We start from the raw sequence: 16,937 nt of genomic DNA, 5'->3' as shown, positions 1-16,937 counted from the left end.
GATTGGGCCCCGGCGCTTAATAGGCGTTCTCGTTCTTCGAAATCAGCGCCAGCGGGGTCTTGAGAAGGATGTAGAGATCGAACAGCACCGACCAGTTCTCGATGTAATAAAGGTCGAACTCGACGCGCTTCTGGATCTTCTCTTCGCTGTCGACTTCGCCGCGCCAGCCATTGATCTGCGCCCAGCCGGTAATGCCCGGCTTGACGCGGTGGCGCGCGAAATATCCGTCGACCGCTTCGTCGAACAACTGGCTCTGCAATTTGCCCTGCACCGCGTGCGGGCGAGGGCCGACCAGCGAAAGGTTGCTCTTGAACACGACATTGAAGAGCTGCGGCAGCTCATCAAGGCTGCTCTTGCGGATGAAGCGCCCGACGCGGGTGACCCGGCTGTCATTCTTGGTCACGACCTTGGAGGCAGTCGGATCGGCGTGATGGTGGTACAGCGAGCGAAACTTGAAGACGTCGATGCGTTCGTTGTTGAACCCGAACCGCTTCTGGCGGAACAGCACCGGGCCCGGACTGTCGAGCTTGATCGCAAGCGCGACCAGCGCCATCACCGGTAGCGCCAGCAACAGGATGACGGCGCCGACGACATGGTCGAACAGCCACTTCATCACCAGATCCCAATCAGTGATCGGTGCTTCGAACACATCGAGCGTCGGCACCTTGCCCAGATAGGAATAGGAGCGGGGACGGAAGCGCAGCTTGTTGGTGTGGGCAGACAACCGGATGTCGACCGGCAACACCCATAATTTCTTCAGCATTTCGAGAATGCGAGTTTCGGCCGAAATCGGTAGCGCAAACAGCACGAGATCGATCCGGGTGCGCCGGGCAAATTCGACGATGTCGTCGACCTTGCCGAGTTTCGCGCTGCCCGCGCAGGTATCGAGCGCGCGACTGTCATTGCGGTCATCGAACACGCCAAGGATATCGAGATCGGAATCATCCTGGGCGTTGAGCGCCTCGATCAATTGTTCGCCGTTCTTGTCCGAGCCGACCACGATGGTGCGGCGGTCAAGCCGGCCCTGCCGGGCCCAGCTACGCACCATCGCGCGCAGGAACAGCCGTTCGGCGACAAGCACGCCCAGGCCGATAAAGAAGAATGCCGAAAGCCAGAGCCGCGAGATCTCACTGCCGAGCTTGGCGAAGAACGACGCGCCGATGAACAGCAGGAACACGAACGCCCAGGACGAAATCATCCGGGTCATCTGCCGCAACTGACCGCGAAACACCTGCACCTGATAGATGTCGGCGGCCTGGAAGCAGACCACCGCGGCGACGGTCATTCCGCAGATCGCCGCGACGTATTCCCAGTGGAAGCCGGTGAGCGGGACCATGTAGCCGATATAGAGCGCGATGCCGACGAAACTCAACAGCATGAAATCGGCGAGGCGAACCACGCCCGCGATCACGACCGGCGAATAGGCCCGGCGAACTTTCTGGTTGGTGACGGCGAGGGCGGCCTGCGACAACCGGCGGCGGCGTTCGATCGGAGGAGCGCCCTCCGGGGAGGCTGCCGCGGCCGTTGCGGCGGCATCTAGCATAGAGCGAGCGTTGATCGGTTCCACTTTATCCACATCCGTTCTTGCACGCGTTCTTGCACAGGCATCTAGGCACGCGCGCGCCGAGGCGGAATTCCCCACCGCACGGAATAAGGGACAAATCGGAAGAAACAGTTATCGCTGGTAAAGAAAGGTTAACGATCCGCGAATGCGTCGCGGTAGCCCGCCAGCACGCCTTCGACCATCGCTTTCTGCGAAAAATGCATGAAGATTCTTTCGCGCAGCGCTTTGGCGCGCTCCAGTGCGGCCGCGGGGTCATCGAGTGCAATCTTGATGGCGTCCGCCATCGCGTCGACGCTGCTGGGGGTAAACAGCGCGTCGGTATGCGGTCCGAAAATCTCGGGAATGCCGCCGACATTGGCGGCGATCATGGGAATGCCTGCTGCGGCGGCCTCGATTACGACATAGGGCATCGAATCGCCGCGCGAGGGAACCACCAGCAGGTTCCCCTTGGAGAAACCATACCGCGCCTTGACGTGACCGATGAAGCGCACCGCCCCGGCAAGACCAAGTCGCTGGATCTGAGCCTTGAGAGCCTCGATTTCCTCGCCGTCGCCTCCCAGCGTCAGCGTGACCGGCTTGCCGTCGGCGCGCAGCCGCGCAACGGCATCGATCAGGATATCGGCTCCCTTGATGTGCCTGAATTCACCGACATAGACGATATCGGTGGCGTCATCCGATGTCACGACCGGATCGAATTCGTCCGCGGTCACGCCATTGAACACGCAACGCACCAGACCTGCGGTCGGCGTGCCGACGGTGCGCTGATAGGTGTCGCGTGCGAACGCACTTTCAAACAGGAATAGATCGGTGTTGTTCATCAGCGTCCGCTCGATGCGGCCGTAAACCGAGCCCTTCCACGTCTCGCTCGGATAATGCAGCGAGCCGCCGTGCGGCGTGTAGATGCGGATAGAGTGTTTTGAACGGGCCCGCAGGCGCACGAAAGTGCCGGCCTTGGCGCCATGTCCGTGCAGGACGTCCGGCTTCAGCCGCCAGACCAGATATCTGAAATGTGCCCATACCAGAACATCCGCAGGATGGGGCTCGCGGTGAATGGCGATACGCCGGACGCCCAATTTCAGACGCGGCGCGATCTCCGCCAGCGCTGCTGCGGCGCGTTCACCGCCGGTCAGGCTGTCGGCGATAATGCCGACATGGTGGCCGCGGTCGGCCTGGCCATTGGCGACATCCAGGATGTGACGGAAGATTCCACCGACCGGCGCACGCACCGCGTGCAGGATACGAAGCGGCTGATCTGGCGTTTCGGACATGCTCAGAACCAGCGTTCGCCAACCAGCACGGTATCGCCGGGGCTGATCGCCGTGCCGAGCGGCACCACATAGCGCGTCGAGCCGGAACTGTCCGTGTGGGTCAGCGTCACCTGGTCTCGCTTGGCGCGGGGCGAGAAGCCGCCGGCAATCGCCACTGCACTTTCGACGCTCATATTCGGGACGTAGGGATATTGGCCGGGTGCTGCGACTTCACCGAGGATGAAGAACGGCCGATAGGATTCGATCTCGACCGCCACGGATGGTTCGCGGATGTAACCGTTGCGCAGCCGGCCGGTGATTTCAGCGGCCAATCCTGCCGGCGTTCGTCCGCGTGCCGGCACCGAGCCGATCAATGGCATCGTGATGGAGCCGCCGGCATCGATCGCATAGGTGTTGGTGAGGCCTTCCTGGCCATAGACCACGACCCGCAATCTATCGCCGGCATCGAGCCGGTAGGCGGAATCATAAGCTACCGGCATCGGGGCTGCGGCATAGGCCGCCTGAGGCGGAGCATATTGCACAGGCTGAGGCTGCGCGTAAGCGCGCCGGCGCGCGGACAAACTGGCGTTCAGCGCTGCGATGGCGCCGCCGGAATTGGCTGGAGGCGCAGCGCTGGCAACGGGAGCCGGATAATAAGCCGGCTGACCGTAAGCCATCGCATCGAGATCGCTTCGCGGCTGCGCGGTTGCGACCGGCGAGGTCGTGTGCATGCAGCCCGACAAAGCGAGCGCGGTAAACATACAGACTATTGCGGCGCGCGCGCCTCGCATCGGACAATCCAGGTAAAATTACTGAGCCAATTGTTGATTCCGATTAAGGGCTTTCATGGTTAACAAAGCATGACGGCGTCCGGCCGGGTCCGTTGCCCGCGCCATCAAATCGGCTGAATTAACCCAGCGGCAACCTTAATGGAGTGTAATCGCAGGAACTGAGTAGAGTCGTGGCGTCCGCGGGAGTGGTGCGATGCGTTTAGCGTTCTGGCGATCGGGCAAGGCGTTGGTCCAGAGGGCTCTCGCGAAGCCTGCATCTGTTGTCCAGAAGCCGGTGGCGGTGTCCGGATCTGGCGATCTGGATTTGCATGCGCTGGGTCTGGCGCTGGTCAATAAGCGGCGCTGGATCATCATTCCGACGCTGATCGCCGCGGTGCTCTCGATCGCCGCGGTCAATCTGGTGACTCCGCGTTACAAATCCGAAGCGCGTATCCTGATCGACGGGCGCGAAAACGTTTTCTTGCGGCCGAATGGCGAACGCAACGAGGAGCGCACTGCGCTCGATCCCGAGGCTGTGACCAGTCAGGTCCAGCTCTTGCTGTCGCGCGATCTGGCGCGCGAAATCATCAAGAAGAACAAGCTCGCCGAACTGCCCGAATTCGATCCGGTGCTGCAGGGCTTTTCGCCCTTGAAATCGCTGCTGGCGCTGTTCGGGATCGGTCGCGATCCGTTTTCGCTGACGCCGGAAGAGCGAGTGCTCGATGCCTATTATGACCGCTTCACGGCCTATGCGGTCGATAAATCGCGGGTCATCGTGATCGAATTCCAGTCGCGCGATCCTGAACTCGCGGCACGCGTCGCCAATTCGATCGCCGATGGCTATCTGGTGCTGCAGCAGGGCGCGCGGCAGGATCAGGCCAAATCCGCCGGTCAATGGTTGTCGGGCGAAATCGAAAATCTGCGCAAGAAGGTTGCGGATGCGGAATCCCGCGTCGAGGATTTTCGTTCGAAGTCGAGCCTTTTCGTCGGCACCAACAACACCACGCTCTCCAATCAGCAGATGGGCGAGCTGAACACGCAATTGAACAACGCGCGGGCGCTGAAGTCCGACGCCGAATCGAAAGCGCGGCTGATCCGCGAAATGCTCCAGAGCGGCAAGCCGATTGAAGTCTCGGAAGTGCTCAATTCCGAATTGATCCGCCGACTGTCCGAGCAGCGCGTCACATTGCGCGGGCAATTGGCCGAGCAATCCTCGACGCTGCTTGACGGTCATCCGCGTATCAAAGAACTGAAGGCGCAACTCGGCGACCTCGACCGGCAGCTTCGGGAAGAAGCCGGCAAGATCTCGCGGTCTCTGGATAGCGATGCACGCATCGCCGGCGGCCGGGTTGAGGGGCTGAGCGCCAGTCTTGAGCAGTTGAAGAAGCAGGCGACATCGACCAACGGTCAGGACGTGCAGCTTCGAGCGCTCGAGCGCGAAGCCAAGGCGCAGCGCGATCTCCTGGAATCCTATCTGGCGAAATATCGCGAAGCCAATACCCGCGAGAACATCGAGGCGGCGCCGGCGGACGGCCGGATCATTTCCCGCGCCAGCGTTTCCAATACCGCGGCCTATCCGAAGAAACTCCCGATCGTGCTGATCGCAACGCTGGCCACCCTGATGCTCAGCGCGGGCGCGATCGTCACCGGCGAGTTGTTGCGCATGACGGCGCCCCGCGGAGCGGCAACGTCTTCGCCCGCAACGGCACGTCTGCCGTTCCCGGCGGCAGGCTACAGCGCGCCGCGTCCGGACGTCGTGAGCGGGGTAACCGAGATCGAACGCCTCGCCGACGGTTTGCGCGGCGCCGGTGCGGCCGCCCGCAAGATCACCGTCCTCGGCACCGCCTCGAGCGAAAGCATCACAGTGACTGCACTGACCCTTGCGCGGCTGATGGTGCGCCATGCAAAGGTCGTCGTGGTCGATCTGGCTGCGTCGTCGCCGACGATCGCGGCGGTATCGGCCGATCCGAACGCGCCCGGGCTTGCCGAATTGATGCTGGGCGAGGCTTCTTTTGCGCAGATCATCACCAAGGACCGGCTGTCGCGGGTTCACCTTGTGAGCGCGGGCCGTGCGGGCTCGGACCGTGGATTGTTGCAATCGCCACGGCTGACGCTGGCGATCGATGCCTTGTTGCGGGTCTACGATCACGTCGTGCTGGATGCGGGCAGTGCTTCCGATCTGCCGGCAGAATTATTGACGGCGCAGGCCCGCGCCGTGGTGGTGCCGGATGCTTCGATGGCCGCGGACGCGCGTGCCCTGATGAGCGATCAGCTCAAGGCGGCGGGTTTTAGCAACGTCACGATGTTGAACAAGGCTTCATTGCCTTCCGAGGCTGCGGATCAAGCGCCGCGGGTCGTGGCGGCTTGAACGCGGCGGCCGTCAACGCGGCCCCGGTTCAAGGGCATGCGTTGAATAATATAATTTCCGGATCAGATCAGCGAAGCGCGCTTCGCAGCTTTTGCGCCACATGAAACAGCGCTGGCGTGTGCTTCACCAAATGCTTGGCGCGGTTGACGCCTGACATCGCCGCCGCGGCGAGGGTGCCGCGCAGGCTGAGCGGGATGAAGCTGTCAAAGATCGGCTCATCGCTCTTGCAAAACAGCCTTTTGTAGCTGTCCGATCCGATTCCGAGATCGAGTGCGTGATATCCGCGTTCGGCGTAATGGTCGACGATGTTGCGCACCAGGATCAATCCGGGGCTGTAGCGCGAATTGCCGGACATCGTGTAGGTATTGAACATCATCGAAAAACGATGGCCGTCGGCGACACCGGCAAAGATCGCGATGACCTCGTCGTCGCATTCAAGGGCGTGAATATCGATGACGTGGCCGCCGCCCGCGAGCGGCGTCAGGCAGACATCACGGATAAAATCCTCGACGCCGGGGTCGGCGAACACGTCGGGCAGTTTCTGCTCCGCCATTCGCAGCGGCTTGATGCGGAAGAATGCTTCGAGCAGGCGCCCGATCTCGGCGTCGGTCGTGGCGACGCGATAACGATAGCCGGGCAGGGCACTCAATTTGCGTTCCTTGCCCTTGAGCCGGCGGCGAAACGAGTTGCTGATCCGCTCGGTGGGCGGGGTGTCCGGCACCACCGTCAGCAGCGGACAATCATTGGCGGAAACCTGGTGCGGCAGCATCGCCATCGGATTTCGCAAATCCCGCCAGCTCTGCGGTTGCTGGTTGAAAGCCAGCACATCGGCTTCGGATTGCGCTGATATCGCCGAGATCAGCGTATCGAGATCGGCGCGGTTTGCAGCCGCCGCAAAATCGCGGTCCCACAGCGCCATGTTGAAGGTGGCGTGCTTGCCGCCCATGAAGCTTGCGACGCGAACGCCATGTTCCTGCCGAAGCGCCAGCGGCAGCAGCAGCAGCGGCCGGCGTTCGACGTCATAGGCAATGACGATGAAGGGCCGCAAGTTCTCACGCTCGCCGACCAGTCTTTGCCAGGGGCTGAGAAAATCGAACCGTTGATAGGGCGTGGAGATGTGCTGCTGATCTTCGAGGCGGCGCCAGATCGTCTCGGCCTGTCCAAGATCGCCGAGAATATCGACGCTGGCAATACGGCTTGCCTTCGACCACGCGGGCGCTTCCGCTGTCCGGCTTTCGATCGCGGCAGCCATGGTCATCGCGAAACCTGTCTACAAGGAATTATTTACACTTTTCAGCGTTGGCCGACCTTTGCAAAGAAATGTCAACAAAGAGTAATGACAATGCGGCCGCGGCGGGGCGAAAGCCGCCGGATTGAGGGCTGGACGTTGCCATCGGACAACCGATTACTGACCAGTCTGAAGCTGGAACTCGCCTATTTCAGCGGCCTGCCGTTGCTCAGGGGAAGGCGCACCGGCGGCGCCGGCGTCATCATGCGTTTTGAGCGGGTGCGTCCGCCGCGCAGCGCGCGCTTTCAACCGCTTAAATCCCGGGAAATTTCGCCCAAATTCCTCGATCGAACCATCAAGGCGTTGAAGCGCTGGAAGTTCGACATCGTCTCGCTGGACGAGGTTTGTCAACGCTCGGTCAGGCTGGCCGCGCCAAGACGGTTTGTGAGCCTGACATTCGACGGCGGCTACAAGGATCTGATCGCGTCGGCCTATCCGGTGCTGTCGCAGCACGGCGTTCCCTTCACCGTCTATGTCCCTACCGCATTCCCGGACGGTCTCGGCGAGACCTGGTGGCTGGCACTGGAGGCGGTGATTGCGAGCGAGAGCCGCGTCAGCCTGATGATGGATCGCAAGGAGCGGCATTTCGATATCGCGAGCACATCTGAGAAATATCAGCTCTATGATTTCCTGTCGGGATGGCTGCGCACGCTGGCTCCCACAGATCTTTCTGCGGCCATCAAGGATCTCTGCTCGCGATATTCCGTCGACATCGCGGCATTGTCGCGCGAGGCGTCGCTGGACTGGGACGATCTGGCCAGGCTGGCGGCCGATCCCCTGGTCACGATCGGAAGCGGCACGGTGAACTATCCGGTTTTGTCGAATCTGAAAGACGCCGCGGCGCTGCGCGAGATGATGATGGGGAAGGCGGTCGCGCATACTGCGTTTCACCGCGACATCAGGCATTTCGCCTATCCGTTCGGCGACCGTGCATCGTGGCGGCGGCAACATATGGCGATGGCCGAAGAGGCCGGATTCACCAGTGCAGCCTCGGCGATATCAGGCGTCGTCGAGACCGAGGGACGCACCGATTTGCACGCGCTGCCACGCATCAGTTGGGATGGGCGGCGGCATTCGCTACGCGCGATGCGCGTGATCCTCTCGGGGATTACATTTCCTCAGGCGAGGCCCGCGCGTAGCCAGGAATTTTAGGAGCCGGATTTCAGACGTCGGGCATTTAGATGTCGGGCTTGGACATCCAACTGATGATCGGCATTGCAGGCAGCACCCATCCGATCCCGGCCACGACATAGAAAATGGCCTGCAGCCATCCGGAATTGGCCAGCCACGGCGTCTGCGCCACCGTCATTCCCATCAGCGACCAGAATACGACCAGGACCAAAAGGGCGATGGTTCCAAAGAACTTGCGGGTGCGTATGGTCATGACGGAAATGTGCGGCTCGCGGTCAGGGCGCGCCTTGCGCGCCGGAAGGGGCGGACTATAAGGGGCGCGCCAATTCATTCAAGCGCAGCGTGATGACCGGTATTTCCGCCTCTCAAGCCCAGCCAAACCGCGCCGTCCGCTGGTGGTTGATCTCGATCGCCGTGCTGATCGCGATCATGGTGCTGGTCGGCGGCGCCACGCGCCTGACCGAGTCAGGGCTTTCGATCGTTGAATGGAAGCCGGTCACCGGCGCGCTGCCGCCGCTCAATCAGGAGCAATGGACAAGGGCATTCGACGCCTACAAGACCATTCCGCAATATCAGGCCATGAATGCCGGCATGACTCTGGCCGAGTTCAAGACGATCTTCTGGTGGGAATGGAGCCATCGGCTGCTCGGACGCGTGATCGGTGTGGCCTATCTGCTGCCCTTTCTTTGGTTCCTGTGGCGCGGTGTTTTCAGCGCCGATCTCAAGCGGCGGCTGTGGCTGATCTTCGGTCTCGGCGGACTACAGGGCGTGGTCGGCTGGTGGATGGTGGCATCGGGGCTTTCGCAGCGGGTTGAGGTTTCGCATTATCGCCTTGCCACCCATCTGGTGCTGGCGCTGCTGATTTTTGCAGGCATCGTCTGGACATTAAGGCGGCTGGTGGAGCGGCCGTCTCCAGCAGTTTCAGCGCGGCTGAAAATCACGAGTGTGGTTCTGCTGGTGCTGACCTTCGTGCAGCTTTATCTCGGTGCGCTGGTCGCGGGCCTGCGCGCGGGCAAGATCTACAACACCTGGCCGGATATCGATGGCGGCTTGATACCTTCCGCGGCACGGCTTTTCTTCGAGACGCCGTGGTGGCGCAATCTGTTCGACAATGCGCTGACGGTTCAGTTCGAACATCGCATGGTCGCCTACACGCTGTTTGTGCTGGCGATCCTGCATGTGCTCGACGCGGTTCGTTCGCGGGCCGGGACAGAGGCGATTGGCGGCGCGGTGCGGTTGGCGGTTGCCGTAACGCTGCAGGCGACGCTGGGTATTTTCACGCTGCTCAATCAGGTTCCGATGGATCTTGGTCTGGCGCATCAGGCCTTTGCGATTGTGGTGCTGACGATGGCGGTCATGCAGGCCGAACGGCTGGCCGCGCGGCAGCCGGCGCAGGCGCCGCAAAATTATCCGGTGGGCCAACGCACGGCGGCCTGACACGCGAACGTTCAGATTTCAGCAATAGCCGTAAACGCCGCAGGCGTAGGGCAGGCGATCCCGATAATCGACATAGGGGCCGCCGTAATAGGGGCCCCTATAATCATAGGAATGGGTCGTCCCATAGTAACCCGGCAGCGCCGCTGAACCCTGCAATATCGGCGTGCGGACCAGCGGCGGGATGGTCGGCAGCGCCGGCGTAAACAGCACATCGGAATCGCGTTCGGGCTCCGGCGCGGCTTTATAGACCGGACCCGATCTGGAATGCCGTGGCGGCATATCCGCAGCCAGCACCGCGCCTGATGTCGCCGCCGTCAACAACAATAGCGTTATGGCGCGCAGCATCGCAGGTTCCCGGGTTTCCCGGGGAGCATAACTGATTCTACTGGGCTGATGTCGTCACCCCCGCCACCGGGGCGGCGCGACCACGCCGCCCCGGTGACAGGCTCCGGCATGAGGAACAGTATGCCGGAGCGCTGGAGATCGAACCGCGTGGCCGCGGTGCAGCGTTGTGCTTCGCGCGACTTAAGCGCTCAGCGCCTGATCGAGATCCGCGATCAGGTCTTCCTTGTCTTCGATGCCGATCGACAGCCGCACCACGTCGGGCGCTGCGCCCGACTTGACCTTCGCGGCATCGTCGAGCTGGCTGTGCGTGGTCGATGCCGGATGGATCACCAGCGAGCGGGTGTCGCCGACATTGGCCAGATGCGAGAACAGTTTCAGGTTGGACACCAGGTTGACGCCGGCGTCGTAACCGCCCTTGAGGCTGAAGGTGAACACCGCGCCGGCCCCCTTGGGCGCATATTTGCGGGCGAGGTTGTTGTACTTGTCGCCGGCGAGGCCCGCATAATTCACCGCTGCAACCGCGCGATGGCCGGAGAGGAATTCCGCGACCGCCTTGGCGTTTTCGCAATGCTTCTGCATGCGCAGCGGCAACGTTTCGATGCCGGTGAGGATCATGAAGGCGTTGAACGGAGAGATCGCCGGGCCGAGGTCACGCAGGCCGAGCACGCGGCAGGCGATCGCAAACGCGAAATTGCCGAACGTCTCCTGGATCTTGATGCCGTGATATTCCGGCCGCGGTTCGCTCAGCATCGGATATTTGTTGTCCTTCGACCAGTCGAAGGTGCCGGCATCGACGATGATGCCGCCGAGCGAGTTGCCATGACCGCCGAGAAACTTGGTCAGCGAATGCACCACGATATCGGCGCCGTGATCGATCGGGCGGATCAGGTAAGGACTGGCCAGCGTATTATCGACGATCAGGGGCACGCCGGCCTTGCGCGCGACGGCGGCGATCGCCTCGATGTCGGTAATGGAGCCGGAGGGATTGGCGATCGATTCGATGAAGATCGCCTTGGTATGCGGGGTCACCGCGCGCTCGAAGCTACTGATTTCATCGGGATCGGCCCACACCACGTTCCAGCCGAAGCTCTTGAAGGCATGGGTGAACTGGTTGATCGAGCCGCCATAGAGTTTTCGCGCGGCGATGAACTCGTCGCCCGGCTTCAGCAGTTGCTGCAGCACCACGACCTGGGCCGCGTGGCCCGACGCCACCGCGAGCGCGGCGGTGCCGCCCTCGAGTGCGGCGACACGCTCTTCCAGCACCGCCTGCGTCGGATTCCCGATCCGGGTGTAAATGTTGCCGAATGCCTGCAGTCCGAACAGCGACGCAGCATGGTCGGCGTCATTGAACACGAATGAGGTGGTTTGATAGATCGGCGTCGCGCGCGCGCCGGTGGTGGGATCAGGCTGCGCGCCGGCATGCACCGCAAGCGTTGAAAATCCGGGAAGGCGATCGGTCATTGTATTTTCCTCTGTGACGGCCTCATTGCCCCAAACGGCAGCCGCTGGGCCGCGGGAAGGATGAGAGGCACGGCGTTCTTAGTATTTCGCTTATATTTCGAGACGGTGCCAACCGCCTCCTCCCAACGGGGGACAATCGCGGCAGAGGCGGTCGCCGTCAAGGCGGCACAATGCATCATGCATTGTTCGCAATAGTCCTGCTTTATCTTGTCGCGCCTGTGAAAAAAACGTTTCGCAATTGCGTTAAGTGGGGTCGTTCTTGTTTTTCGCGGCACGATCGGACGCGGTGGTTTCGCCGCCGCCGACGCTCATCCGATTCAGGGAAAGCCGCATGCCCTGGGTCGGCATCGGCGCGCGCTTTGAACTCAGCGTTCGCGAATTGACGCCCATCCACGAGATTTCCGACGACAGCCGCCCATATTCGATTTTCGGGCAGCGGTTCATCACGACCTTGATGCCGGCGGCCTCGGCTTTTTCGGCGGCGGCATCGTCGCGCGCGCCGAGTTGCATCCAGATCACTTTCGGCAGCGGCATCAATTGCAGCGCTTCGTCGACCACCGGCATGATGTGGCTCGAATTGCGGAAGATGTCGATCATATCGATGGGACGGCCGATTTCGCGCAGCGAGCCGACAAAGGGCTTGTCGAGCAGACTTTTGCCGACATGGCCGGGATTGACCGGGATCATGTCGTAGCCGCGCTGTGCGAGATATTTGAAGGCAAAATAACTCGGCCGCACATTGACCGGCGACGCCCCGACCATCGCGATTGATTTCACGCCGTTGAGAATTTCGCGGATGTAATTATCGGCGTAGGTGTCGTGGTTCATGTTGAATGATCATTCGATTTGTATGGCGTCATGGCGCGAGCGTAATTGTTCTCAACGTCATTCCGGGATGGTGCGCTAGCACCAGACCCGGAATCTCGAGATTCTCCAATGTGCAATTGCACATTGTAGTTCGATGCGTTGCATCGCCCCGGAATGACGGAGAGGACCCATCCGTCGCTTGCCAGCAATCGCGACAATTATTTATCCTGCCACTTCGGCTCGCGTTTTTCGATGAAGGCGCCGATGCCTTCCTCGGCGTCGCGGGCCATCATGTTTTCGGTCATCACCTCTGCCGCATAGCGATAGGCATCCGCAAGGCTCATTTCGGCCTGGCGGTAGAAGGCGGCCTTGCCGAGCTTGATCGTGTAGGCGGATTTGAGCGCGACCTTTTGCGCCAGCGCAATGGCGGCCTCGCGCTCGGTGCCGGCGGGAACGACACGGTTGATGAGGCCGATATTCAGCGCTGTCGTGGCCGGGACCGGCTCGCCGGTGAGCAGCATTTCCATCGCCTGCTTGCGCGGAACATTGCGCGACAGCGCCACCATCGGCGTCGAACAGAACAGTCCGATATCGACGCCGGGCGTGGCGAAGGCGGCGGCCTCCGAGGCGACCGCAAGATCGCAACTGGCCACCAGCTGGCAGCCCGCTGCGGTCGCGATACCCTGGACGGCCGCGACGACAGGCTTTGGCAATTGTACGATGGCCTGCATCATCGCGCTGCAGGCGGTCATGATCTCGGCGAAATAAGCGCGTCCGTGATCGGGATCAATGCGCCGCGCGGTCAGTTCTTTCATGTCGTGGCCAGCGGAGAAGGCCGAGCCGTTCGCCGCGATCACCAGCGCGCGTACATTGGCGTCATCATGAACATCCTTCAGCGCCGTGTGCAGCTCGGCAATCATGCCTTCCGACAGGCTGTTGCGGGCCGAGGGGCGATTGAGCGTGAGCACGCAGATGCTGCCGACGTTTTCGCGCAGCAGGATAGGGGTCTGGGGTGTAGCGGCGCGGGCGGCCTGGAGCGTCATCGGCATATCCACGAATAGTCCATGAAATATCCTTCGAATAATCCATTTGGGCAGATGTGACAGCTTAATGTAACAAGCAAGACGAGGCGAGGGTGGACGGAGCAAGAATGGCAATAGCGAAAATGAGCGTGGCCGAGCTGGAGAAGTTTCTTCAGGTCGAGTTCCCCCAGGCCTTCAGCGGTGGCGACATATCGATCGAAAGCGCAGACGGTGCCTCCTGCCTGCTGCGACAGCGCTACAGCAATCAGATGCTGCGTCCCGGCGGCACGGTCTCCGGCCCGACGCTGATGGCGCTGGCCGATTTTGCGATGTATGTGGTGCTGCTGTCGGCGATCGGCCCGATCGGGCTTGCGGTCACGACCAATCTCAACATCAATTTCCTGCGCAAGGGCCAGCCCGGCCAGGATATCCTCGCGGCAGCAAGGCTTTTGAAGCTGGGCAAGCGGCTCGCGGTAGGCGAGGTCAATCTGCTGTCAGGGACGGCGCCCGATCCGATCGCCCATGTAACCTCCACCTATTCCATTCCAAACGCTTAGTGTTTTATACGGTATTATTACACCTTATTTATAAGCGTTTGTTTTTGCTAATATATTTATTGGTGTTCGGCATTGACGCGAACGCCGGACCTATCTAGAAAGCGCGCAGTTCGGCGCGAGCGCGCCGATATTCCCCTTTTACGGATTTCCTCACATGAAAACGTTTTCGGCAAAGCCAGCCGAGGTGACGAAGAAGTGGGTGCTGATCGACGCCAAAGGTTTGGTGGTCGGCCGGCTCGCTTCCCTGGTCGCGATGCGCCTTCGCGGCAAACACCTCCCGACCTATACGCCCCACGTCGATTGCGGTGACCATGTCATCATCATCAACGCGGCCCATATCGTGCTCACCGGACGCAAGCGCGACAACAAGGTCTATTACAACCACACCGGCTTCATCGGCGGCATCAAGGAACGCACCGCGAAGTCGATCCTCGAGGGTCGCTTCCCTGAGCGCGTGGTCGAGAAGGCCATCGAGCGCATGATTCCGCGCGGGCCGCTTGGCCGTGTGCAACTCGGTAACCTGCGCGTTTACCCCGGGGCGGAACATCCGCATGAAGCCCAGCAACCCGAGACGGTGGACATTGCTTCGATGAATCGCAAGAACATGAGGGCCGCATAAGATGTCCGATACCATGCAGTCGCTCGATCAATTGTCGTCGCTGAAGCCGGCCGCGCCGGAATCGCCGCAATACGTCAAGAAGGTCGACAAATACGGTCGCGCCTATGCCACCGGCAAGCGCAAGGACGCGGTTGCCCGCGTCTGGATCAAGCCCGGCGCCGGCAAGGTCACCGTCAACACCCGTGAAGTCGAAGTCTATTTCGCACGTCCCGTGTTGCGGATGATGATTCAGCAGCCGCTGATCGCCGCCGCGCGTGCGGGCCAGTACGACGTGATCTGCACCGTGACCGGTGGCGGTCTGTCGGGCCAGGCCGGAGCGGTTCGTCATGGCATCTCGAAGGCGCTGACCTATTTCGAGCCTGATCTGCGCAGCGTTCTGAAAAAGGGCGGCTTCCTCACGCGCGACTCCCGCGTGGTCGAGCGCAAGAAGTACGGCCGCGCCAAGGCGCGCAAGTCGTTCCAGTTCTCGAAGCGCTAATTGCTTCGTTAGAATTTGTTGCGAAAACGATTCAGAAGGCGCCCGGTTTCGGGCGCCTTTTTTGTTGGGCATTTGCCGACGAGTTGATCCAGTTTTTTCTGAAAACTTGCGCATCGCTGCAAACGGATTGCCAACGCGGCGGTCTTAACGTCACGCCGAAGTGACGGCGCGTATTGCATTTCATCCGCGCCGGGAATGCTGCATCACAAATTACCCGGTGGCCCATGTCGCTTGATACTTCCACGCTTTATCTCGTTGCAACGATGGTCGCGGCAATGCTCGGAGGCATGCTGCTGCTGTTTGGCCGGCAGGAAAATATCCCGGCGTTGAAATGGTGGGGAACGGCCTATCTGCTTGGCGCTGCGTCGGTTGCGTTGTGGACGCTGGAGGGAGCGAGGTTTGGCGAAATATTTTCGCTGGCGTTGAATGCCGTCGGCTTCATCGCCTGCGGCCTGGTCTGGAATGCATCGCGGGTGTTTCATGGCCGCAAGCCCAATCTGCTGGGCCTGCCGCTCGGGGCATTGGCCTGGATCGCCGCCGTCTTGAGTCTGCCGCCTGAAGCGGCGGAACTGCGGATGACGCTCGGCGCCGGTATCGTCGCGGTCTATGCCGCGCTGACGGCCACTGAATTGTGGTCCGAGCGGCGCAGGACATTGCAAAAGCGCTGGCCCGCGATCGTGGTTCCGGTGCTGCATGGTTTTGCGCTGATGCTGCCGATTTTGTTGGGTGATTTCCTGCATCACGAGAATCATGCGTTCGGCACCAGCATCTGGGTCACGGTGTTCGCGGTCGAACTGGTGCTCTATGCGGTCGGTACCGTGTTCGTCATCTTCATGCTGGTGTCGGAACGCACGGTGACCGCGCACAAGAACGCAGCCTCGATGGATCCGCTGACCGGCATGTTCAATCGCCGCGGCTTCGCGGAAGCGACATCGCGGGTGATCGAGCGCGAAGCCAAAGCCGGCCGGCCGGTGACCGTGCTGATCTTCGACATCGATCATTTCAAGTCGATCAATGATCGTTTCGGCCATCCCGCGGGCGACGAGATTCTCAAGCTGTTCTCGGCTGTCGTGATCAACGGGCTGCGGATCACCGATCTTTCCGGGCGTATCGGCGGTGAGGAGTTCGCGGCGTTATTGCCGTGTTCGCTCGAAGAGGGCGTGCTCGCGGCCGAGCGAGTCCGCGAGGCTTTCGAGGCCTCGGGCATTGTCGATGATGTGGCCGGGCCGGTCGACACCACCGTCAGCATCGGCGTCGCCGGTGGTCCGGCGGGTACCGAACTTGAAGTGCTGTTGGCGGCGGCCGATACCGCGCTCTATCAGGCCAAGCGTGGCGGCCGTAATCGCGTCGAGGCCGCCGAGGAATTGCCGCTGTCGCTGGAAAACTGGCGGCGCAAGAGCGCAGGCAACGCGCGTGCGGCTCCGCTGAAGCCGGGTGCGAGCATCGCATAAAATGGCCGGACGGCGGGATTAACCTGCCGTTTATCATGCGGCATCTATCATCTAGGGTTATGAGCCTCCCGCGCAGTCCCAGATCTCGTGCCGCCTTGGCGTCACTCGAAGCCGCCGCCGTCTCGGCGCGCGAGGGCTTTGCCTGCATGTTCTCGACCTCAGACGAATATGAGACGGCGTTGATCGCGCAGCGCCGTACGCAAGGCCGTTACGATCAGCCGAAAAGCCGCTGGCCCGCTATGATGTTCGTCGGCTGCGCGCTGATGGTTGCCGGTACCGTGCTGCTCTTGAACTGAATGGCTGCGGGGGTAGGGGATGTGAGGGCGCCGCGAGGCGCCTTTTTCTTGGGGGGCATGGGCTATGCCCGCCGATACCGGCAGGCAGCAGCGGTT

Annotated in this window: 17 protein-coding genes; 8 read left to right on the top strand and 9 right to left on the bottom strand. The window is 61.5% G+C overall.

Going from position 1 to position 16,937, the window contains the following annotated elements; translation table 11 throughout:
* Positions 1–16: 16 nt before the first annotated feature.
* The 3 genes from HB676_RS24545 to HB676_RS24535 all read right to left on the bottom strand — a co-directional run bounded on the left by HB676_RS24545 (position 17) and on the right by HB676_RS24535 (position 3,572).
* The gene (locus HB676_RS24545; protein WP_213741033.1) at positions 17–1,567 is read right to left on the bottom strand and encodes an undecaprenyl-phosphate glucose phosphotransferase; all 1,551 of its coding nucleotides are present in this window, start codon (positions 1,565–1,567) and stop codon (positions 17–19) included.
* Positions 1,568–1,695: 128 nt separating this feature from the next.
* Positions 1,696–2,832, bottom strand: coding sequence for a glycosyltransferase family 4 protein (locus HB676_RS24540; protein ID WP_213741032.1), 1,137 nt, complete (start codon positions 2,830–2,832; stop codon positions 1,696–1,698).
* A gap of 2 nt (positions 2,833–2,834) precedes the next feature.
* A complete protein-coding gene (locus HB676_RS24535) occupies positions 2,835–3,572 on the bottom strand; it encodes a polysaccharide biosynthesis/export family protein (protein WP_249780443.1) in 738 nt (245 codons plus the stop codon).
* Positions 3,573–3,795: 223 nt separating this feature from the next.
* Between HB676_RS24535 and HB676_RS24530 the strand changes: the two genes are divergently transcribed.
* Positions 3,796–5,949, top strand: a complete 2,154-nt coding sequence (locus tag HB676_RS24530; protein ID WP_213741031.1) for an exopolysaccharide transport family protein — start codon at positions 3,796–3,798, stop codon at positions 5,947–5,949.
* A 67-nt stretch (positions 5,950–6,016) separates the two neighbouring features.
* On the opposite strand, the gene HB676_RS24525 is transcribed toward HB676_RS24530, so the two are convergent.
* Positions 6,017–7,207, bottom strand: coding sequence for a GNAT family N-acetyltransferase (locus HB676_RS24525; protein ID WP_213741030.1), 1,191 nt, complete (start codon positions 7,205–7,207; stop codon positions 6,017–6,019).
* Between the two features lie 129 nt (positions 7,208–7,336).
* Between HB676_RS24525 and HB676_RS24520 the strand changes: the two genes are divergently transcribed.
* Entirely contained in the window at positions 7,337–8,389 is a 1,053-nt protein-coding gene (locus HB676_RS24520; protein WP_213741090.1) for a polysaccharide deacetylase family protein, read from the top strand.
* A gap of 25 nt (positions 8,390–8,414) precedes the next feature.
* Here the strand turns inward: HB676_RS24520 and HB676_RS24515 are convergent, their stop codons facing one another.
* Positions 8,415–8,621: a DUF2842 domain-containing protein gene (locus HB676_RS24515; RefSeq protein ID WP_213741029.1), complete on the bottom strand. Its 207-nt coding sequence runs from the start codon at positions 8,619–8,621 to the stop codon at positions 8,415–8,417.
* 92 nt (positions 8,622–8,713) lie between these two features.
* Here HB676_RS24515 and HB676_RS24510 point away from each other — a divergent pair, with 92 nt between their 5' ends.
* A complete protein-coding gene (locus HB676_RS24510) occupies positions 8,714–9,805 on the top strand; it encodes a COX15/CtaA family protein (RefSeq protein ID WP_213741028.1) in 1,092 nt (363 codons plus the stop codon).
* An 18-nt stretch (positions 9,806–9,823) separates the two neighbouring features.
* Here HB676_RS24510 and HB676_RS24505 read toward each other — a convergent pair whose 3' ends face one another.
* The 4 genes from HB676_RS24505 to HB676_RS24490 all read right to left on the bottom strand — a co-directional run bounded on the left by HB676_RS24505 (position 9,824) and on the right by HB676_RS24490 (position 13,461).
* On the bottom strand, positions 9,824–10,147 hold the full coding sequence (locus tag HB676_RS24505; protein ID WP_213741089.1) for a hypothetical protein: 324 nt from the start codon (positions 10,145–10,147) through the stop codon (positions 9,824–9,826).
* A 183-nt stretch (positions 10,148–10,330) separates the two neighbouring features.
* Positions 10,331–11,611: an O-acetylhomoserine aminocarboxypropyltransferase gene (locus HB676_RS24500; protein ID WP_213741027.1), complete on the bottom strand. Its 1,281-nt coding sequence runs from the start codon at positions 11,609–11,611 to the stop codon at positions 10,331–10,333.
* Positions 11,612–11,854: 243 nt separating this feature from the next.
* Positions 11,855–12,439 carry a CoA-binding protein gene (locus tag HB676_RS24495; RefSeq protein WP_213741026.1) on the bottom strand — a complete coding sequence of 195 codons (585 nt, stop codon included), beginning with the start codon at positions 12,437–12,439 and terminating at the stop codon, positions 11,855–11,857.
* A 197-nt stretch (positions 12,440–12,636) separates the two neighbouring features.
* Positions 12,637–13,461 (bottom strand): enoyl-CoA hydratase, encoded by an 825-nt coding sequence (locus tag HB676_RS24490; RefSeq protein WP_213741025.1) that lies wholly within the window; start codon positions 13,459–13,461, stop codon positions 12,637–12,639.
* Between the two features lie 107 nt (positions 13,462–13,568).
* On the opposite strand from HB676_RS24490, the gene HB676_RS24485 reads away from it, so the two are divergent.
* The 5 genes from HB676_RS24485 (at position 13,569) to HB676_RS24465 (ending at position 16,841) form a co-directional block, all read left to right on the top strand.
* Complete coding sequence (locus HB676_RS24485) at positions 13,569–13,997, top strand: PaaI family thioesterase (RefSeq protein WP_213741024.1); 429 nt, start codon at positions 13,569–13,571, stop codon at positions 13,995–13,997.
* Positions 13,998–14,151: 154 nt separating this feature from the next.
* Positions 14,152–14,616 (top strand): 50S ribosomal protein L13, encoded by a 465-nt coding sequence (gene rplM / locus HB676_RS24480; protein WP_213741023.1) that lies wholly within the window; start codon positions 14,152–14,154, stop codon positions 14,614–14,616.
* A 1-nt stretch (position 14,617) separates the two neighbouring features.
* A complete protein-coding gene (rpsI, locus tag HB676_RS24475) occupies positions 14,618–15,094 on the top strand; it encodes a 30S ribosomal protein S9 (RefSeq protein ID WP_213741022.1) in 477 nt (158 codons plus the stop codon).
* A 224-nt stretch (positions 15,095–15,318) separates the two neighbouring features.
* On the top strand, positions 15,319–16,545 hold the full coding sequence (locus HB676_RS24470) for a GGDEF domain-containing protein (protein ID WP_213741021.1): 1,227 nt from the start codon (positions 15,319–15,321) through the stop codon (positions 16,543–16,545).
* A 59-nt stretch (positions 16,546–16,604) separates the two neighbouring features.
* Positions 16,605–16,841 carry a hypothetical protein gene (locus HB676_RS24465; RefSeq protein ID WP_213741020.1) on the top strand — a complete coding sequence of 79 codons (237 nt, stop codon included), beginning with the start codon at positions 16,605–16,607 and terminating at the stop codon, positions 16,839–16,841.
* The last annotated feature ends 96 nt before the right edge of the window (positions 16,842–16,937 follow it).

It is taken from the genome of Bradyrhizobium sp. dw_411 (assembly GCF_018449695.1).
Lineage (GTDB): Bacteria > Pseudomonadota > Alphaproteobacteria > Rhizobiales > Xanthobacteraceae > Bradyrhizobium.
The sequence above is the reverse complement of the archived record's forward strand: the minus strand, read 5'-3'. Positions and strand labels throughout refer to the sequence as shown.